Source organism: Peribacillus aracenensis (genome assembly GCF_025175645.1).
GTDB classification, from domain to species: Bacteria; Bacillota; Bacilli; order Bacillales; family DSM-1321; genus Peribacillus; species Peribacillus aracenensis.
In genome coordinates, this window is the sequence record NZ_JANZMJ010000002.1 from 208,446 (window position 1) to 226,215 (window position 17,770).

Sequence of the window (17,770 nt, forward strand, 5' to 3'; positions counted from 1 at the left end):
ATGAAATGATAGTAGTATATAAAATGTTAGATGAAAAATAAGTCTCGTCTATCTCGTATGAAAATTTCTCTTGTTTTTATTTTCAATCTATAGAATCATTCACCTCGATTAGTAGTGGAACCTACCTATTAGTATAAGTAACTGGGCGCCAATCAGTCAAAAATTTCACACTAAAAACCTAAGGAAAAAAGGATATTTATCCATTATTTAGTTTTTAATTGTATGGAAAAGGTCGTAAGGAAATCGGTAGAGTGACAGGATAAAGTTCCTTGATGCTTTAAAACGATTTCTTTACAGACGAATAATCCCAATCCCGTTCCTCTTTTTTTTGTGGTGATGAATGGTTCAAAAATATTCGGGAGGACGTCGTCAGGTATCTTCGGCCCATTGTTCGATATATTTAAAGTAAGAATGCCGGGTGGTGATTCAGAGCCTGAAATGAAAATGGATGGGGAAGGCATCCCTGCAACCACATCAAGAGCATTTAATATAATATTAAGTAAAACTTGACGGAATTCTTCTTTAGAACCGGAAATTACGGCATCCTCGGCAATATTACATGTAATGGAAGCATTAACTTCCAATATGCTTGGATATAAAAATTCAATCACCTCATTCACAAGCTGAGCAATGGAAAATAGATCAGGTGGTGATGCTGAAGTTTCCTTTTTGGAAATATTAAGAAATTGTGTGATCCGGTAATTGAGCTGATCCAATTCCTTCGAAATGATATCAAGGTACTTTATCTGAGGTTGTTCTGCCTGTAACAATTGTATGAATCCCATGATGGAAGTCAGTGGATTTCTGAATTCATGGACAAAGCTTGAGGTCATTTGGCCAAGGAGTGTCAACCGGTCTTTATGATTTGGGCTTATGAATTGATAGCGTTCTTCAAGTTCCATCGTTTTTAATTCTGTATAATGGGATAATGCAAAATGAATAAGTTTATCGAAGTAAACGTTTACTTGCTTAATTAGTCCCGATATTACTTCTTTGGATGATTCGGAATTCAAAACATGCTCTATGATGATGGATCTCCCGATGGTAGCAGTGGAAAAGAAATTTTCCATATCCAATTGCTTATTGACTCGATCAGACGCAATTTTTTCCCCTACGACCTTCAGTACATCGTCTATTTCAGTATCCGACTTTCCAAGCTGATCCATTAGCAGATTGAAAATATTTTCCACTTCTCCTTTAAAATACCCCAGATATCCGTCCGGTAAATGCAGCAACTCATCTTTCCATTTGGAAATGATACTGCTTTTTTGAGAAGATAAAAAGTGAATGGTCATTTCTCGATTAGATACCATCTTGCCCTCCATACTGTAGGAAAATGAATTTACTTTTGACCCAGAAATTGCTGTATTTGAATAAAATTACAAAATATCAAAATAATTACATCTTTTTTTCATGATAACAGATTAATGTTCTTTTAACATGTGTTAATTGGATAAATATTCGGCAATCAATCAATAAATCCCTTTTTTTGACACAGTTTTATTACAGTGATTACAGGAGTCAATAACAAAAAAAGGTATCCGTAAAGTTAATGACGGTTACCTTTTTTATGGAATGCATATGGTTCGATGTGAACGATAGCATGCTGGATATTATATTCCTTCAAAAGATTCTCTTCGATTTTAACCGTAATATCATGACCTTGAATGACGGTCAAAAGAGGATTAACATGTACGGTAGTTTCGAGCAGGATTTCACTTCCATGCATCCGGGCTTTAATTTCACTCATGTCTTTAACACCCTCTGTCAATATAATGGTTTGTCCGATCTTTTGCAGGAGCTGCTCGTCGAAACCATCAGTTAAAGAGATGGAGGCATCACGAAAGATGTCCCAGGCCGTTTTGCATATGATGACCCCCACGGCGGCTGCCGCTATCGCATCCAGCCAAGGGACTCCCATCTTAGTACCGATTATTCCAATGAATGCACCAACACTGACAAGGGCATCGGAACGATTATCCTGGGCAACGGCATAGATGGAAGAGCTGTTGATCTTTTTACTTAATGATAAATTATAACGGTAGATTCCGTACATGAAAATTGCAGAGAATAGAGCGACATAACCGGTCAGCATGCTGGGAACGGTTGTTGAATTTTGGTGAAAGAAGGATTCAATGGCACTGTATACTACCTGAAGGCCCACGGTGATCATGATGAAGGCAGCTACCAACGAGGCTACGGTTTCCGCCCGTAAATGACCATATGAATGATTATCATCAGGAGGTCTCTTTGAAATTTTCAAACCGATCAATACGGCTAAGGAAGCGATGATGTCGGTCGTATTATTTAAACCATCAGCCCAAAGCCCTTTAGAATCACCGAAATAACCAAATGACAATTTAAGAGCAGACAAGAATATGTAAGCGGCAATGCTTATGTAGGCGCCTTTTTCAGCTGAAATCGAATGTTTATCCATGTCCATTCCCTCCCCAATGTAAATTAGGCTTAATAAATCAAACCTAAGTGAGTCTATAGATTTAGCCATCTAGCTTGGTTAATGGCAGGTGTAATGAAGGTCTGTAAAGAAGTTGGTTAAACAAAAGAATATGCCCTAAAATGGGGATGACAAGTTGATGATATGAACATTTTCTTTAATTGTCATTTATAGAAACTAATACTATATTCTAACCGATGATCGAAAATTAAATACTTCTGCAAGGGGAGCCAAAAAGGCTGAGTGGGACACTTGGTTACCGCTGGTGCAGGATGTGGTTTTGGTCAGCAATTGGCGCTCCGGTGTTTTTTGCTACAAATGTATGACTGAAAAAATCCCCTTAACAAAAAGGCCGGATCCTATAAGGATCCGGCCTTTTTCAGAGAATGCTCTACTCGAGCCATACAGTGAGAACCCGCTCAATCTTCATTTTGCAATGAATACCGAACAAGGTGCGTTTTTCGCAATGGAACTACTTGTACTGCCAAGAAAGAATTTTTCCAAACCGCTTTTAGCGCTATTGCCGACAACGATAAGATCGGCTGAAGTTCTTGCTGCAAAGTCACATACGCTATCTGGGGCATATCCTTCCAATAGTTCGAATTTCCCCCTGACTTGACATTCACTTAACAATCTCAACGTATTACTTTCTGCGTTCTGAATACTATTCTCGACGGGGGAAGGGGTGTCATTTACCTTTTGAGGTCCTGGCTGATCGACTTCAATAACGGGATGTGTCTGGACTGGATCTACATAAAATCCGGCAGTAGGTACGAACCCCGGAGCCGAGGCGTCTCCCATGATACGCTGTTCCACCTTATCATTCAGGACATAAACTATGGTCAATTCGGCTTTTGGAAAGGCCTTTTTCAATGTTGCCCCATATTCCACGGCCCGCTTACTCTCTTCATTTCCATCAAAAGCGACGACAATATGTTTTAAGTCTTTCATTAATATCATCTCTCCCCTTTATAAGACCTTATAAGTGTTATACCCGCTTTTAAATGGCTTCACGCCTTTAATTGGTATATAGATTGCCTTTTAAGGGTAAAGGATAGATACGAGCATCGTTAAAATGGTAGGATGAAATCTGGTCCTTCATTTAGCTGGCATGCTCAGACGATGAAGGGATATCATCGGCAAGGATGCCGATTCGCGAGTATGTGCTACAAGAAAAGGGCGCCTTTTATTCAATCAGCGAGTTTTCTTTAATAAAAAGGGTAAAATATTTTTAATGAAACATGTCGAGATGGGAAAATGGGGGGGACAAATGAAAGGGCTAGTGAAATTAGGTCTAATTATAATATTGGCGGTTGTGGTTTTAGGCGCCGGTTCACTATTGTATTTCAAGCAGGGTGCAGATATAAGTCATCTTGAAAATAAACTTCAGCAACCGACAGGAATCTATGATCTGGATGGGAATCTTGCCAGTACGATCACGGCGAATAAATCTGAAGGGGTTGCGATAGAAGAAATACCGGAACATATGAAACAAGCGGTGGTTTCCATTGAGGATCACCGTTTTTATGAACATCACGGCATAGATTATCAAGGGATTATGCGGGCTTTGGTTAAAAATGCGAAGGCTGGAAGTGTTGTTGAAGGCGGGAGCACTCTCACCCAGCAGCTTGTGAAAATCACGATGCTGGAATCGAATCGGACATTGAAGAGGAAGATAGAAGAGTTTTTTCTAGCCCGGGAAGTTGAAAATCAATATACAAAAGATGAAATTCTGGAAATGTACCTGAATCAAGTTTATTTTGGCCATGGGGCATGGGGAATCAAAAAGGCCGCAAATATTTATTTTTCCAAAGAGGTCTCTGAATTGACCGTTGCCGAGGGAGCTTTGCTGGCGGGTGTCATTAACTTGCCATCCAAACTTGATCCATACAAGAATCTAGACGGGGCAGTCAAGAGGCGTGATTTGGTTCTTTCGAGAATGGCGGAACATGGTTATTTGACGAAAGATGAAGAAGCAGCTGCAAAAAAAGATTCGGTGACACTTCTTATGGGGGAGAAGCAAACCGATCCATTAAGAGGTAAATATCCATATTTTGTCGATCATGTTTTATCGGAAGCATCGAGTAAATATGGTATTAAGCTTGAGGATCTGCTATCAAAGGGCTACAAAATTTACACGACACTGGACCAATCCATGCAGCAGTCTACAGAAACCGTTTATGCGAATGATGCCAATTTTCCAGTGGGAACGAGTGCAGATGAACTGGTTCAAAGCGGGTCTGTCCTCCTTGATCCTGAAACGGGAGGCATAAAGGCACTTGTCGGTGGGAGAGGTAAGCATCAATTCATGGGATATAACCGGGCAACCCAGCTGACAAGATCTCCCGGTTCATCCATTAAACCGCTTGTCGTATACTTGCCAGCGGTTGAAGAGGGATACGAGATTACCGACCCTTTAAAGGATGAAAAAATGAGCTTCGGTGAATATGAGCCAACAAACCTTAGTGGTGTATATAAAGGAGAAGTGCCCATGTATGAAGCGGTGATGAATTCCTTGAATGTACCAACGGTTTGGCTATTGAATGAGATAGGTATCGATAGGGGGCTTGATTCACTTAAGCGGTTTGGAATTCCATATGAAAAAGAAGATCGAAACCTATCGATAGCTTTGGGGGGGATGAAAAAAGGTGTATCCCCGCTGCAGATGGCAGGAGCCTTTTCAGCTTTCGCCAACGGTGGGGAAAGAATGGAAACCCATGCCATTATAAGAATAGAAAATGCCGATGGAAAAGAGGTAGCCGCCTGGAAAGAGAAAAGCACCAAAGTGACCTCTGAAGACGCCGTCGACAAAATGAATTCCATGCTGCTTGGAACAGTGGAATATGGCACAGCGAAAAACGCCGCTGTTTCCGGTTATGAAATAGCAGGTAAAACAGGTTCCACACAAGTTCCCATCGAAGGAATATCAGGGGTTAAAGATCAATGGTTCATCGGTTATTCACCTTCGCTGGTCGGTGCTGTATGGGCTGGATATGATAAGACGGACGAAAAGCATTATCTAACGACACACAGCAGTCAGGGAAGTGCAATCATCTTTCAAAAAATAATGTCGCAAGCTTTACAGAATCAAACTGCCCAATCCTTTAAGGCTCAAGATATCGGTCCGCTTATAGCTGAACAACAGGCACTTATAGCTGAGCAAAAGGCAAAAGAAGACAATGAGCAAAGGGGACAATATTGGATTGATAAAGGAAATGAAATTCGGGAAGGTTTGAATAAATGGAGGGACTGGAAGTTGCCGTGGTGATTCCCAGGAAAGGGAGCATGAACAAGCTTTTGCTTAATTTAATCAACAAAAAAAGACTGTCAGTAATTGACAGTCTTTCATCACTTTTAAAAAATGAGATTTGCTATTATGCCGATTACGACGATTGCGCCTATCACCATCAGAATGGTTCGCATTTCTATACACCCTCTTCATGACGTAGTTGGAATCATTTAAATATTAACGGTTTGGTTCGATTGGAATCCAAATGAACTTTCATCATTTTCTTTACAAATAGCCTGTACTTTTTCTAGCATGGCATGTACATTCTCGCCTTCAAGTATGACTTTCATGGTTGCACACTCTTGAAGAATGAGCACAAAGGATACGAAAGTCGAAAGTTTCTTGGCATCGACCAATTTATGATTGCAGATAAAATAGATATTCCCTTTAAACTCTTTTGTAACTTGATATAGGTTCATGATTTGTCGCATGGATAATCTTTTATTTGTTTTAATATCAGAAGAAATCACTTTATTCATGTCGTTTAACTCCTTTTGTTTTTATACTTTTGGAAAAGCATAATCAAGATGTCAATTCAGCTACAACTTTTTAAAATGAACAATTATGTTTGTCTTTTTTATGTAATTGTTAGCGGGTCATATTGTATATTTACCCGAGTGAAAGATTTTGAAACCTATTTGAAAATTTCAATTGGAGGGGGAACGAACATTGCTCACACTCATTAAAAATGGGGAGCTTTATGGTCCGGAATATATGGGTCAAAAAGATATCCTCTTGGTAGGAAAGCAAATTGGCTTCATTGAGGACAAGATTGAAAAACCTGCCAACTTCGTTGAAATGAAAGTGATTGATGCGAGTGGTCAAATTGTGGTTCCGGGTTTTATAGATGCACACGTACATATTATCGGCGGAGGTGGGGAAGGAGGCTATAAAACGAGGACACCAGAAATCCAATTAACTGATGCCACTTTAGCCGGTATAACGACATTGGTAGGGGTCATCGGAACAGATGGAACGACAAGGACCATGCCAGCACTGCTTGCTAAAGCGAGAGCGCTTGAAGAAGAAGGAATTAGCTGCTTCGTTCAAACTGGTTCCTATCAAGTTCCAGTCAAGACGTTAACAGGTAAGATCGAAGATGATTTGATTCTTGTGGATAAAATTATCGGTGTAGGCGAAATAGCCATTGCCGATCATCGTTCTTCACAGCCGACTGCAGCTGAACTGGCTAAACTGGCCTCTCAGGCGCGCAATGGAGGCCTGTTGTCCGGGAAAAGCGGTATCGTCAACATTCATGTCGGCGACAGTCTAGATCATTTGCAGGTAATTGAAGAAGTTGTCGAGACAACGGAAATACCAATCACCCAGTTCTACCCTACACATATAAACCGAAATCCGCATTTATTCAATGCAGGTGTGGAATATGCAAAAAAAGGGGGTTATATCGATTTTACGACAAGTACGATCCAGAAGTTCCTTGAAGAAGGCGAGGTCAAAGCAAGTACAGCAATAAAAATGGCACTGGAAAAAGGCGTTGAAATCGGGCAGATAACCATAACTTCAGATGGACAAGCCAGCCTGCCTGACTTCGATGGCAACGGTAACCTGCGTGGTTTGAACATTGGTACATGCATGTCCTTGTATGATTGTGTTGTCGATGCGATCCTCGAGGATGGAGTGACAATTGCCGATGCCCTACGAGTTGTGACGGAAAATCCGGCAAACATTTTAAAACTTTCTACAAAGGGGCAGCTTGCTGTAGGTAAGGACGCCGATATCATCATGATGAAGAAAAAAACTTTAGAAATGAATAGTGTTATCGCGATGGGGCAGACCATGGTCAAAGATGGTCAAGCAGTCGTGAAAGGAACATTTGAATGATAAATCTTTCTAATCTTGTTGGTAAGGTTTTCATCTTGGTTACAAAAAAGAGTTCGATTGATATAATCCCAAACCATTATTTTATAAGTAAACTTGGATTTGAATGAAACCCTCAATGGATGGAAGAAATTTGCGACACTCCTGCCGAAAAACTGGCTAGCTAAGACCGAACAGGAGCTTGCGTCGAGGAGGCTTGGCAGACAGTCGGCGGAAAGGGAGCGGATTTCTGAAACTGTAACATTTTTAAAGAAAAAAACGACAGGGAACAGGCTTTTCTTCGAGTTTGTCTCCAGCACAAAAAAAGACCCATTTAGTATATAAGGGGTCTTTTTTTTGTGCTGGAGACTTTTTGGAGGTCTTGATTCGATTGAGCATATGAGCCATTTTGTAGATAATCAATATGAAATTTTCCCATTAAAGGTTCTCATTTTCAAAATGAAGGTGTGTTATCAGAAAACATATTCTAAATAAAGGTAAAATGGGAGAAATTCATTCTATTTAACATATTATTAAAAACATGGATGTATTATCCTTTTATATAAGGAATGTAGTTTATGAAACAGCATTTAATCACAGACATAAAGACCAATAGATACATTTTGGGCTGTTATTTCATGACTGTTCAAAACCTTGGTAAGTTTGCGAAACAAATCTATCTTAAGGGGAGAAATGAAATGGAAAAGACGGGAAACCCAATAATGAAAGCGTATTCAAATGAAGTTGAGCCGGAAATATTTCGCGTATTGACTCCTGATGGCGAAATCATTGAAACGATTGATGGAAAAATCGATAAATCACTTATGTTAAAGATGTATGAGAGCATGCTCCTGCTCAGAACGTTTGACCGAAAATCCGTTAATCTCCAGCGCCAAGGCAGGATTGGAACTTATGCACCTTTTGAAGGACAGGAAGCATCCCAGGTAGGAAGCGCCTTAGCGTTGTCGGCAGGGGATTGGATGTTTCCCACATACCGTGACCATGGAGCGGCAATTATTCATGGGCAGGAATTATACCGTGTTTTCCTATACTGGATGGCGCATTTTGATGGCTCAATTTGTCCTGAAGGAAAAAGGATATTGCCTCCAAGCGTTCCGATTGCCACTCAAATGGTTCATGCCGTTGGAACGGCTTGGGCAAGTAAGATTAGAGGCGAAAGGAATGTTAGCATTGCTTATTTTGGTGATGGAGCGACATCTGAAGGGGACTTTCATGAGGCACTGAATTTTGCTGGCGTTTATAAAACCCCAACAATCTTTTTCTGCCAAAATAATGGCTACGCGATCAGTGTCCCTTTTGAAAAGCAATCGGCATCCAAAACAATATCCCAGCGGGCTGCCGCTTATGACATACATGGGGTGCGAGTGGATGGAAATGATATTTTCGCAGTATGGCTGGCTGTAAAGCAAGCTGTCGAAAGAGCTCTTAATGCGGAAGGACCCACATTAATCGAAGCCATTACCTTTCGTTATGGCGCTCATACTACTGCAGACAATCCGAACATATATCGCGATCAGGACGAAATTTCAACGTTCTGGAGGGAAAACCGGGATCCCATTACACGTCTTAGAAAGTATTTGAATAAAGAGGGTCACTGGAATGAAGAGCAGGAGGAATTGGCGTTAAAACAATTCAACGAACTGATTGATGCTCACCTTCAAAAAGCCGAAGGGTATCCAAAATCCGACCCGCTCGAAATGTTTAACCATGTATATGCCGAGGAGTCATGGCATTTAAAGGAACAGAAGCAGGAATTGAACCAAATCTTAAGGAAAGGCGGGAAGAAATAATGGGCAAAAATTTAACGATGCTCCAGGCTATTACGGAAGCGATGGACCAAATGCTGGGTCATGATGATCGCGTGATGATCATGGGTGAGGATATTGGAGTGAATGGCGGGGTTTTTCGATCGACGGAAGGACTTTATGAGAAGTATGGAAAAGATCGAGTCATTGATACGCCATTAGCTGAATCCGGAATCATTGGCTCTGCCATTGGTTTAGCCCTTAACGGAATGCTGCCTATTGTAGAGATACAGTTTCTCGCCTTTATTTATCCGGGATTCGAACAACTCGTTTCCCATGCTGCCCGTATGAGGTATCGTACCCGTGGGCAATTTGGGGTGCCCCTTTTAATCCGTACTCCATATGGTGCCGGAATCAGGGGCCCTGAACTTCATTCCGAAAGTGTCGAAACCTTCTTTGCCCATACACCGGGTTTAAAGGTGGTTGCACCCAGTAATCCATACGACGCAAAAGGGCTGCTCATTTCAGCCCTCGAAGATCCAGATCCGGTGATCTTTCTGGAACCGACTAAATTGTATCGGGCTTTCAAGGAAGAAGTTCCCGACGAAATGTACCGAATACCAATCGGGCAAGCAAAAGTGGTTCAGGAGGGGAGCGATCTGACCATTTATGCATGGGGAGCCATGTTAAGGGAGGCATTGAATGCCGCGAAAAAGATTGAAGCAGAAAAAGGCTGGAAGTGTGAAGTGGTCGATCTTCGAACATTATACCCTTTAGATAGGGATACGATCGTTCAATCCATTAAAAAGACAGGTCGTGCATTAATCGTCCACGAAGCCCATAAGACGGCCGGATTAGGTGCGGAGATTATCTCGATCATTAATGATGAAGCTCTTATTTACCTGAAAGCGCCGATTAAGCGTGTAACAGGATTTGATGTACCGGTTCCGCCGTTTACAATAGAAGATCATTATTTACCGACTGTTGACCGTGTAAAACAAGGAATTGTCGAAACGTTATCATTTTAATTGTGATTAAGGAAGAAGGAGGATGTCGCATGATGGAATTTAAACTTCCTGATGTAGGGGAAGGGATGCATGAAGGGGAAATTATCCAATGGCTCATTAAAGAAGGGGAGGCGGTAAAACAGGACCAACCCATTGTTGAAGTGCAAACGGATAAAGTCAATGCGGAATTGACGGCTCCTGCAGCGGGAGTGGTCAAGAAAATATTTTTTTCCGAAGGGGATATCGTGGAAGTGGGAACCACTATATTCACAATTCAGGAAGAGAACGAAGTGTCAGTTCCGGATAAAGGCATGATTGACGAAGAAATCCAAGTCGTGCAATCTGATGATGTAAAAGTAAATGCAGAACAGATTACGACTAAGCAGCATCATGAGGTAGCGCGTGCGTTGGCAACGCCATTCGTTCGTCAAATGGCGAGGGAAATGAAGGTTGATATCGAGAAGGTTAAAGGCTCCGGCCCGGCTGGGCGAATTACCGAAAGTGACCTGAAACAGTTTAAAGAAAATAACTCGATTACACTGGAAGATGCCAAACATCATGATAACAAGAGTGTTCAAGAGATGGCCTTGATGAATGATGCCATCCGGGCAAAAGGAGTGGAAAATGAGTGGGAAGAGCGGATTCCGCTTAAAGGCATTCGAAAAAAAATCGCTGAACATATGGTAAAGTCTGTTTCGACCATTCCTCATGTAACCCATGTAGATGAATTGGAAATGGACCGATTGAAGGAATTTAGAAATCAATTAAAAGAGTACTCCGATGATAAGGATATTAAGTTGACTTTTTTGCCATTTTTCGTTAAAGCCATTGTCATCGCCTTAAAGGAATTCAAAACATTAAACGCTTCAATTGATGAAAAGACCAATGAAATCATCCTGAAGAATTATTATCATATTGGGATTGCGACGAATACCGAAGAGGGTCTCATAGTTCCAGTCATAAAACATGCCGATCAAAAGACCATTTTCCAACTGGCTGATGAAATCAGGCAATTGGCAGCCCAAGCCCGTGAAGGAAAGTTGAGCATTGATCAAATCACAGGCAGTACATTTACCATCAGCAATGTAGGACCGATCGGAGGGATGCACGCGACCCCGATCATTAACTATCCGGAAGCTGCCATACTAGCTTTGCATAAAATGGAACATCGCATGGTCGTTCGCGATCTTGAAGGTGTTATCCGTTTAATGATGAATATGTCTCTATCTTTCGATCATCGTTTGATTGATGGGGTAACAGCGGTGCATTTTACCAATAGAATCAAGGAATTGCTGGAAAATCCAATTCGTTTAGTTGTGGAGATGAGATAAATGGTAGTAGGGGAAGTTGCTGTAGAGACGGAAGTTATCATCATTGGAGGAGGTCCGGGAGGGTATGCTGCGGCTATCCGTCTCGGACAGTTAGGAAAATCGGTCGTACTGATTGAAAAGGATAAGCTGGGCGGGGTTTGTCTTAATCGGGGCTGTATACCTTCAAAGGCATTAATTCACACAGCTGATCAATACCAAAGGCTTAACGATTTAGGGAAAATGGGAATCCGGCTATCCCAGGAACGAACCGCTATGGACTTGGGCGTTTGGCAGGATTGGAAAGCGGGCATCACATCTCAGTTGAAGCAAGGAATTGCCCATTTGTGTAAGGAAAATGGAGTGACGGTGGTTAAAGGTCAAGCAGCCTTTTTATCTGATGACCGTATTGGAGTTGAAACCGATGGCGATTTTGAAACCTACAAGTTTGAGCAGGCAATTATTGCGACGGGATCCAGACCTTTCATTCCATCCTTCATTAATGTCGATGGAGAATATATATTGGATTCAACATCATCTTTGCAGCTGCAGGAAGTTCCATCAAGCTTGTCGATCATTGGCGGTGGATATATCGGAATCGAATTGGGTATGGCATTTGCAAAGCTGGGTACTAAAGTGACCATCATTGAAATGGCCAATCGCATCCTCCCCCAAATTGCTGAAAACCTTGTAAAGGAAGTCACCCGGAATGCCAAGAAGCTTGGGGTGAATATCAAAACATCCACGAGGGTGGAAAAGGCGAGTATAGTGGATGGCCATGTACACCTTCATGTATCCTCGGAAGAAAAAGGGGCGGAAGTGGTCGTGAGTGAAAAGGCCCTGGTTACAATTGGCAGGATACCAAACACTGAAGAAATCGGCCTGAATCGGGCTGGAGTTACAGTTGGTGAAAAAGGCCATATAGAAGTGGATATGGAATGTCGTACAAATGTGCCGCACATCTTTGCCATCGGTGATACTACACCTGGTCCGGCTCTTGCGCATCGAGCGTCCAAACAGGGAGTGGTGGCAGCTGAAGTGATAGGGGGATTGCCAAGTGCCGTTGACTCACCTAATGTTCCCTATGTAATCTTCTCGGACCCCCAAATAGCTGGTGTTGGTTTAAGCCGTGAAGAAGCTGAACAACAGGGATACAGTGTCAAAATCGGCAAATTTCCGTTCAGTGCCAATGGAAGGGCGCTTGCAACGGATGAAACAGAAGGATTTGCTGAAGTGATCGTGGATGCCGATAGCCACATATTGCTCGGAATGCATATGGTAGGTGCTGATGCGTCCAACCTTATAGGAGAAGGGGTCCTTGCCCTTGAGATGGCGGCTAGGGTCGAAGATATAGCCCTGATCATGCATCCACATCCAACTTTGACTGAGGGGTGGATGGAAGCGGCTGAGGCAGTTTTGGGACATGCGATTCACATCGTAAATAAATAGGAAAAGGTAAAGTCATGGGGATTACCAAAGTAGTCCCCGATTAGAGTGTTTGATTTTAAAGGAGTCAGAACCTCTCATTGGTCTCCAAAAGGCAAGGCTATCAGCAAATTCACGCCATTTCCTAAATTTGACCTAGCGTTTGACTAGATAGGATCCTTAATAGGCCTGCGATGATTCCTCTTGTAAAACTAACAACATATTGATATCTTTTATTTTGGTGAAGTATGAAAAGATTTTTCAAGAAGGCTTTGCATCCTTCCACTCCAAAACCAAAACGGTTGATGAGATAACTTATCTATTCGCCATTCAACGATTGAAATGGGTTTGATTTTTTATACGGAAAAATTATGGAAAGAAGGAGGCAGATGTAATGGAATCAAATGGTGGGTCACTGCAAAAGAAATTATTGCCGCGGCATATTAGCATGATGGCAATGGGAGGGGCGATAGGTACTGGCATTTTTAAAGGAAGTGCCGAAACCATATCGTTAGCAGGGCCAGGAGTCATATTCACTTATATTTTTGCAGGGTTATTACTGCTTATAGTCATGGGTGCTATAGCGGAAATGGCAATTGTTTATCCAAATACGAATATGAAAGGTTTCGTTCAGAAAGCATTCGGTAACCGCTTTTCATTCATAATAGGCTGGATGTATTGTTTCATGTGGCTATCCGTCTGTGTCATTGAGGTAGTGGTGGCAGGAAGCTTCTTGCAGTATTGGCTTCCAGCAATCCCGCTATGGATATTAAGTTTAGGGTGTACGGCTTTCATCATTGGAATTAACATGATGAATGTCAAAAATTATGGTGAATTCGAATTTTGGTTTGCAGGCATTAAAATTACAATGATCATCGTATTCATCATATTGGGAGCCTGTATTTTATTTGGAGTCATCCCAACCGGGGGATCTAATTATCTACAAAACTTCACCGGGCATGGAGGGTTTTTCCCAAATGGGTGGATGTCCATCTTTTCGGCATTACTGATCGTCATGTTCTCCTATGGCGGTTCAGAGTTAATAGGGGTGACGGTAACCGAAGCAAAGGATGCGGAACGCATTTTACCGAAGGTCATTAAAAACTATATTTGGAGAGTCGTATTATTTTTCACCTTACCGATACTTGTAATCTGCGGTTTGATTCCTTGGAACGAAATTAGCGACCAGGCAAGTCCGTTTGTACAAGTTTTATCAATGTCCGGTTTTCAGGGATCTGCACATATCATGAATTTCATTTTGATTACGGCCGTCTTATCTGCCGCAAACTCAGGAATATATGGATGTACCCGCATGCTGCATTCTTTGGCTGCAGAAGGGGAAGCTCCCAAGTCGTTCTCTTATGTATCAAAAAATGGCGTTCCTTTGTATAGTTTGATATTAAGTGCTTTTGTATTGGTCGTCGGCTCCATGGTTACTTTCGTTGCACAGGACAAGGCATTTACTTTATTAATGGCGTTTCCAGGTTTTGTAGTATCCCTTGTATGGATCAGCATCTGTTTAGCGCAGCTAAAACTTCGCAATTCGTATCCCAAAGCCCCTAGTTTTAAAGTGTGGGGATTTCCATATGTAACCTTGTTTGCCGTAATCACCTTAAGCATCATTTGTATATCGTTCGTTTTCAGTGAACAGAATCGGATCAGTATCATTGCTTGCCTGATTGTGTTGGCTGCATTAATCTCGATTTCCATTTTTAAATTTAAAAGTGGGGATGAACAGGAGTCAACGATAATAGAAAAAGATATTGCTAAATAAATTACGGAAAAGATACGACATGTGCAAAGGCGTCCATGTCGTATCTTTCATTAATAATCATCGATATACTGCAACTTCACTTCGAACGTTCATGTACCTGACGTTTCATTGATTATATGTTGTAAGGAGGATATGAACCTCTCGTTTTCAAGTGGGGTGCCGATGGTCACGCGGATAGTATTTTCATAGCCTAGCAAATGACCGGAACGGATGATGACACCTTGAATTAATAACTTCTCAAAAATGTCCCTGCCAGGCTGATTCAATTTAACCATCAAGAAGTTGGCATGTGAAGGGAAGAATGTTAATCCCATCTTGCTTAGTTCGTTTTCTAAATATCTTCTTCCTTCCCCATTCTTACGAACACATTTCTCAACGAATGGATGGTCGTCGAGGGAAGCGAATGCCGCAGCCTGTGCTAAACGATTGGTATTGAAGGGTTCCTTCACTTTAACTAGCTCTTGTATGATGGAAGCATCCATTAAACCGTATCCAATCCTTAATGCAGCCAGTCCATAAATCTTTGAAAAAGTGCGTAAGATGACCAGATTTGAATGCATATTTAAAAGTGGCAAGGTTTCTAAATATTCTGCATCATCGACATATTCATAGTATGCTTCATCAACGATCAGTAAAATATGTTTCGGCACCTTCTCGATAAAAGAGCGTAACGTTTCTTTTTGAACGATTGTTCCTGTCGGATTATTGGGATTACAGACAAATATCATTCTTGTTTTTTCTGTTATGGCATCATACATCCCCTTCAGGTCATGTACCCCATTAATAAGAGGTATCTTTACTGGTGTGCCGCCGTCAATCAATACATTCGTTTCATATCGTGGAAATGTCACATCAGCCATGATGACTTCATCATTTTGTTGGATATAGGTTCGTGTTAATAAACGAATCACTTCATCAGATCCATTGCCTAAAATGATATGATCTTTATTGATATTCAATTTCCTTGCCAACTTTTCAGCTAATGCAGGTGCCATACCTTCAGGATAAAAAGAGGTTTGCTCCATTTCAGTAATCATGGCTTCTTTTGCTAGAGTTGAGCAGCCGAATGGATTCTCATTGGATGCCAATTTAACGATCGTTTCGAGACCAAGTTCACGTTGCACTTCTTCAATTGGCTTGCCGGAAACATATGGGCTAATGCTTTCGATGTTTTGTCGAACCGGGATTTTCGTAAAGGTCAATGCAGGTTCCTCCCTTTGGTAAATTCTGAATTTTCTTTTTCCATTGGATTATTTTAATGATAGAATATTAACTGATAAAGTTACATACAAAAAAGAATGTATTTTTCACTATCCATACAACATTTTAAAGAAATATAAGCTTATATTCCTTCATTATGAAAGGTGGTTTCTTCATGGATGAAATAGATGTCAATTTACTGGAACTTTTACAAAAGGATGGACGCATTACGATTAGTGAACTCTCGAAGAAATTGGCTCTCAGTCGACCTAGCATCTCTGAACGTATGTATCGCCTGCAAGAAAAGGGGATCATTGAGGGGTTCAGCGCAAGGATTTCACCCCTGGCAATAGGAAGGGGGGTACTAGTGTACATTCAGGTGAGTGAACTTAAGGTTCCAGTTTCCGATTTTGAGCAATTGGTGAAAAATGATTTAGACATTATCGAGTGCCATCGTGTAACAGGAACCGTTGGATATTTCTTGAAAGCCGCTTTGTCTGATATGGACAGCATGAGATTACTGATAGATCGATTAATACCATATGGACATCTGAATACATCCGTGGTTTTGACATCCCCGGTACCTTCACGCTCCATCCTTCCTAGGATCAATGCAATGGAGGATCATGGTGCGAAATCCTAGGTGGAATTTCAACCGATCCTTGTAAATGGGTTTGCATGGAAACCAATGAAGGTTTAAAGAAAGGAACGAGGCACGGTACCTGTTCCTTTTTTTGTTATTATAAATCCATCAAAGCCCCGAAATATTGCTGGGCCGTTGTAAAACAAATGAATGCCAATAGTTCAGAAATCTCTTCATCACTGAATGTCTCCTTTAATACTTGGAAAAACTTTTCCTCCGTTTTTTCACGTTGTAAGAGGAATACTTCCGCAAAGGCGATTGCATAGCTTTCTTTCATATCTTCCGGCTTTAGTGGAATTCCTTTTGCCTGACAATATGAGCAGCCATTACCATATGCCAGAACCCTTCTGACGTTTTCCTTTAACTTCTTTGAAAGTTTCCCATCTGCAGATATGCAATCTGAGAGGTCCGACCATTTATGCGAAATCTCTTCAGAATGAAATAATCTTTGAAATGGACTGGATCCCTGCGATGATTTTTTTATTCTTGTCATGAATATCTCTCCTTTGAGATAATACTAATATAAAAATCCAGGAGTTTTAATTCCATTTGTAAAGCAATATGGATTAATAATGAATAAGTGTAAAGAAAAGAAGGAGAATATTTGTGGAATGAAAATTGATGAAAAAGACCAGAGCATCCTTGCTGAATTAACATTGAATAGCCGAATTTCCATGAGGGAATTGGCAAAGAAAGTAAACCTCTCCGCTCCCACCGTTGCCGAACGGGTACGGCAAATGGAGTCGTTCGGGATCATTAAAGGGTATATTGCTGAGATTGATCATAAAAAGATCGGTTTTCCAATTGAGTGTATCGTGGAAGCAACGATAAAAAATGGGGAATATGAGAAATTCAAAAAGTATATCTCCAAGGTGCCGAATGTTGACTTTTGTTATCGAATTGCCGGGCGGGCTTGTTTTATGCTGAAAATCCACAGTGAGAGCCTTGAAGAAGTGGAGGAATTCATCAATCGGACCATTCCGTTTGCGGCAACCGTTTCCCATGTGATTCTTTCAAAGGTGGAGCGGGAGCTGGAATGAGTATTTTTTTCTAACATGATGTGTGCAGCGCCTGGATAATTCCAGG

15 protein-coding genes are annotated in these 17,770 nt (G+C 41.3%); 9 read left to right on the top strand and 6 right to left on the bottom strand.

The features are described from left to right. Positions 1-203: 203 nt before the first annotated feature. From N0M92_RS03665 to N0M92_RS03675, 3 genes are all read right to left on the bottom strand, one after another. A complete protein-coding gene (locus N0M92_RS03665; protein WP_260284503.1) occupies positions 204-1,313 on the bottom strand; it encodes a sensor histidine kinase in 1,110 nt (369 codons plus the stop codon). Between the two features lie 236 nt (positions 1,314-1,549). Next, positions 1,550-2,437 (bottom strand): cation diffusion facilitator family transporter, encoded by an 888-nt coding sequence (locus tag N0M92_RS03670; protein WP_260284504.1) that lies wholly within the window; start codon positions 2,435-2,437, stop codon positions 1,550-1,552. A gap of 444 nt (positions 2,438-2,881) precedes the next feature. Continuing rightward, a complete protein-coding gene (locus N0M92_RS03675; RefSeq protein ID WP_260284505.1) occupies positions 2,882-3,406 on the bottom strand; it encodes a universal stress protein in 525 nt (174 codons plus the stop codon). A 319-nt stretch (positions 3,407-3,725) separates the two neighbouring features. On the opposite strand from N0M92_RS03675, the gene N0M92_RS03680 reads away from it, so the two are divergent. Continuing rightward, the gene (locus tag N0M92_RS03680; protein WP_260284506.1) at positions 3,726-5,723 is read left to right on the top strand and encodes a transglycosylase domain-containing protein; all 1,998 of its coding nucleotides are present in this window, start codon (positions 3,726-3,728) and stop codon (positions 5,721-5,723) included. A 191-nt stretch (positions 5,724-5,914) separates the two neighbouring features. On the opposite strand, the gene N0M92_RS03685 is transcribed toward N0M92_RS03680, so the two are convergent. Continuing rightward, positions 5,915-6,223 carry a hypothetical protein gene (locus N0M92_RS03685; protein ID WP_098372549.1) on the bottom strand — a complete coding sequence of 103 codons (309 nt, stop codon included), beginning with the start codon at positions 6,221-6,223 and terminating at the stop codon, positions 5,915-5,917. Between the two features lie 190 nt (positions 6,224-6,413). Between N0M92_RS03685 and iadA the strand changes: the two genes are divergently transcribed. From iadA to N0M92_RS03715, 6 genes are all read left to right on the top strand, one after another. Continuing rightward, complete coding sequence (gene iadA, locus N0M92_RS03690; protein ID WP_260284507.1) at positions 6,414-7,586, top strand: beta-aspartyl-peptidase; 1,173 nt, start codon at positions 6,414-6,416, stop codon at positions 7,584-7,586. A gap of 698 nt (positions 7,587-8,284) precedes the next feature. Then, on the top strand, positions 8,285-9,373 hold the full coding sequence (gene pdhA, locus N0M92_RS03695) for a pyruvate dehydrogenase (acetyl-transferring) E1 component subunit alpha (protein ID WP_260284597.1): 1,089 nt from the start codon (positions 8,285-8,287) through the stop codon (positions 9,371-9,373). Next, complete coding sequence (locus N0M92_RS03700; protein ID WP_192203581.1) at positions 9,373-10,356, top strand: alpha-ketoacid dehydrogenase subunit beta; 984 nt, start codon at positions 9,373-9,375, stop codon at positions 10,354-10,356. The genes pdhA and N0M92_RS03700 overlap by 1 nt, the downstream gene beginning before the upstream one ends. A 29-nt stretch (positions 10,357-10,385) precedes the next feature. Further along, positions 10,386-11,666 carry a dihydrolipoamide acetyltransferase family protein gene (locus N0M92_RS03705; protein WP_260284508.1) on the top strand — a complete coding sequence of 427 codons (1,281 nt, stop codon included), beginning with the start codon at positions 10,386-10,388 and terminating at the stop codon, positions 11,664-11,666. Continuing rightward, complete coding sequence (gene lpdA, locus N0M92_RS03710) at positions 11,667-13,091, top strand: dihydrolipoyl dehydrogenase (protein WP_260284509.1); 1,425 nt, start codon at positions 11,667-11,669, stop codon at positions 13,089-13,091. A 370-nt stretch (positions 13,092-13,461) separates the two neighbouring features. After that, positions 13,462-14,841, top strand: a complete 1,380-nt coding sequence (locus N0M92_RS03715; RefSeq protein WP_260284510.1) for an amino acid permease — start codon at positions 13,462-13,464, stop codon at positions 14,839-14,841. 89 nt (positions 14,842-14,930) lie between these two features. On the opposite strand, the gene hisC is transcribed toward N0M92_RS03715, so the two are convergent. Next, positions 14,931-16,043: a histidinol-phosphate transaminase gene (hisC, locus tag N0M92_RS03720; protein WP_260284511.1), complete on the bottom strand. Its 1,113-nt coding sequence runs from the start codon at positions 16,041-16,043 to the stop codon at positions 14,931-14,933. A gap of 173 nt (positions 16,044-16,216) precedes the next feature. Here hisC and N0M92_RS03725 point away from each other — a divergent pair, with 173 nt between their 5' ends. Next, entirely contained in the window at positions 16,217-16,684 is a 468-nt protein-coding gene (locus N0M92_RS03725; RefSeq protein WP_260284512.1) for an Lrp/AsnC family transcriptional regulator, read from the top strand. A gap of 97 nt (positions 16,685-16,781) precedes the next feature. Here N0M92_RS03725 and N0M92_RS03730 read toward each other — a convergent pair whose 3' ends face one another. Continuing rightward, the gene (locus N0M92_RS03730) at positions 16,782-17,177 is read right to left on the bottom strand and encodes a carboxymuconolactone decarboxylase family protein (protein WP_192203587.1); all 396 of its coding nucleotides are present in this window, start codon (positions 17,175-17,177) and stop codon (positions 16,782-16,784) included. Between the two features lie 118 nt (positions 17,178-17,295). Here N0M92_RS03730 and N0M92_RS03735 point away from each other — a divergent pair, with 118 nt between their 5' ends. After that, entirely contained in the window at positions 17,296-17,724 is a 429-nt protein-coding gene (locus tag N0M92_RS03735) for an Lrp/AsnC family transcriptional regulator (RefSeq protein ID WP_260284513.1), read from the top strand. Positions 17,725-17,770: the final 46 nt, after the last annotated feature.

Bases quoted from the DNA above. Each gene is read 5' to 3' on its own strand.
- N0M92_RS03685 (WP_098372549.1), bottom strand. From the start codon at position 6,223: ATGAATAAAGTGATTTCTTCTGATATTAAAACAAATAAAAGATTATCC.
- N0M92_RS03675 (WP_260284505.1), bottom strand. From the start codon at position 3,406: ATGAAAGACTTAAAACATATTGTCGTCGCTTTTGATGGAAATGAAGAG.
- N0M92_RS03735 (WP_260284513.1), top strand. From the start codon at position 17,296: ATGAAAATTGATGAAAAAGACCAGAGCATCCTTGCTGAATTAACATTG.
- N0M92_RS03730 (WP_192203587.1), bottom strand. From the start codon at position 17,177: ATGACAAGAATAAAAAAATCATCGCAGGGATCCAGTCCATTTCAAAGA.
- N0M92_RS03705 (WP_260284508.1), top strand. From the start codon at position 10,386: ATGATGGAATTTAAACTTCCTGATGTAGGGGAAGGGATGCATGAAGGG.
- pdhA (WP_260284597.1), top strand. From the start codon at position 8,285: ATGAAAGCGTATTCAAATGAAGTTGAGCCGGAAATATTTCGCGTATTG.
- N0M92_RS03665 (WP_260284503.1), bottom strand. From the start codon at position 1,313: ATGGTATCTAATCGAGAAATGACCATTCACTTTTTATCTTCTCAAAAA.
- lpdA (WP_260284509.1), top strand. From the start codon at position 11,667: ATGGTAGTAGGGGAAGTTGCTGTAGAGACGGAAGTTATCATCATTGGA.
- N0M92_RS03670 (WP_260284504.1), bottom strand. From the start codon at position 2,437: ATGGATAAACATTCGATTTCAGCTGAAAAAGGCGCCTACATAAGCATT.
- N0M92_RS03725 (WP_260284512.1), top strand. From the start codon at position 16,217: ATGGATGAAATAGATGTCAATTTACTGGAACTTTTACAAAAGGATGGA.
- N0M92_RS03680 (WP_260284506.1), top strand. From the start codon at position 3,726: ATGAAAGGGCTAGTGAAATTAGGTCTAATTATAATATTGGCGGTTGTG.
- N0M92_RS03700 (WP_192203581.1), top strand. From the start codon at position 9,373: ATGGGCAAAAATTTAACGATGCTCCAGGCTATTACGGAAGCGATGGAC.
- N0M92_RS03715 (WP_260284510.1), top strand. From the start codon at position 13,462: ATGGAATCAAATGGTGGGTCACTGCAAAAGAAATTATTGCCGCGGCAT.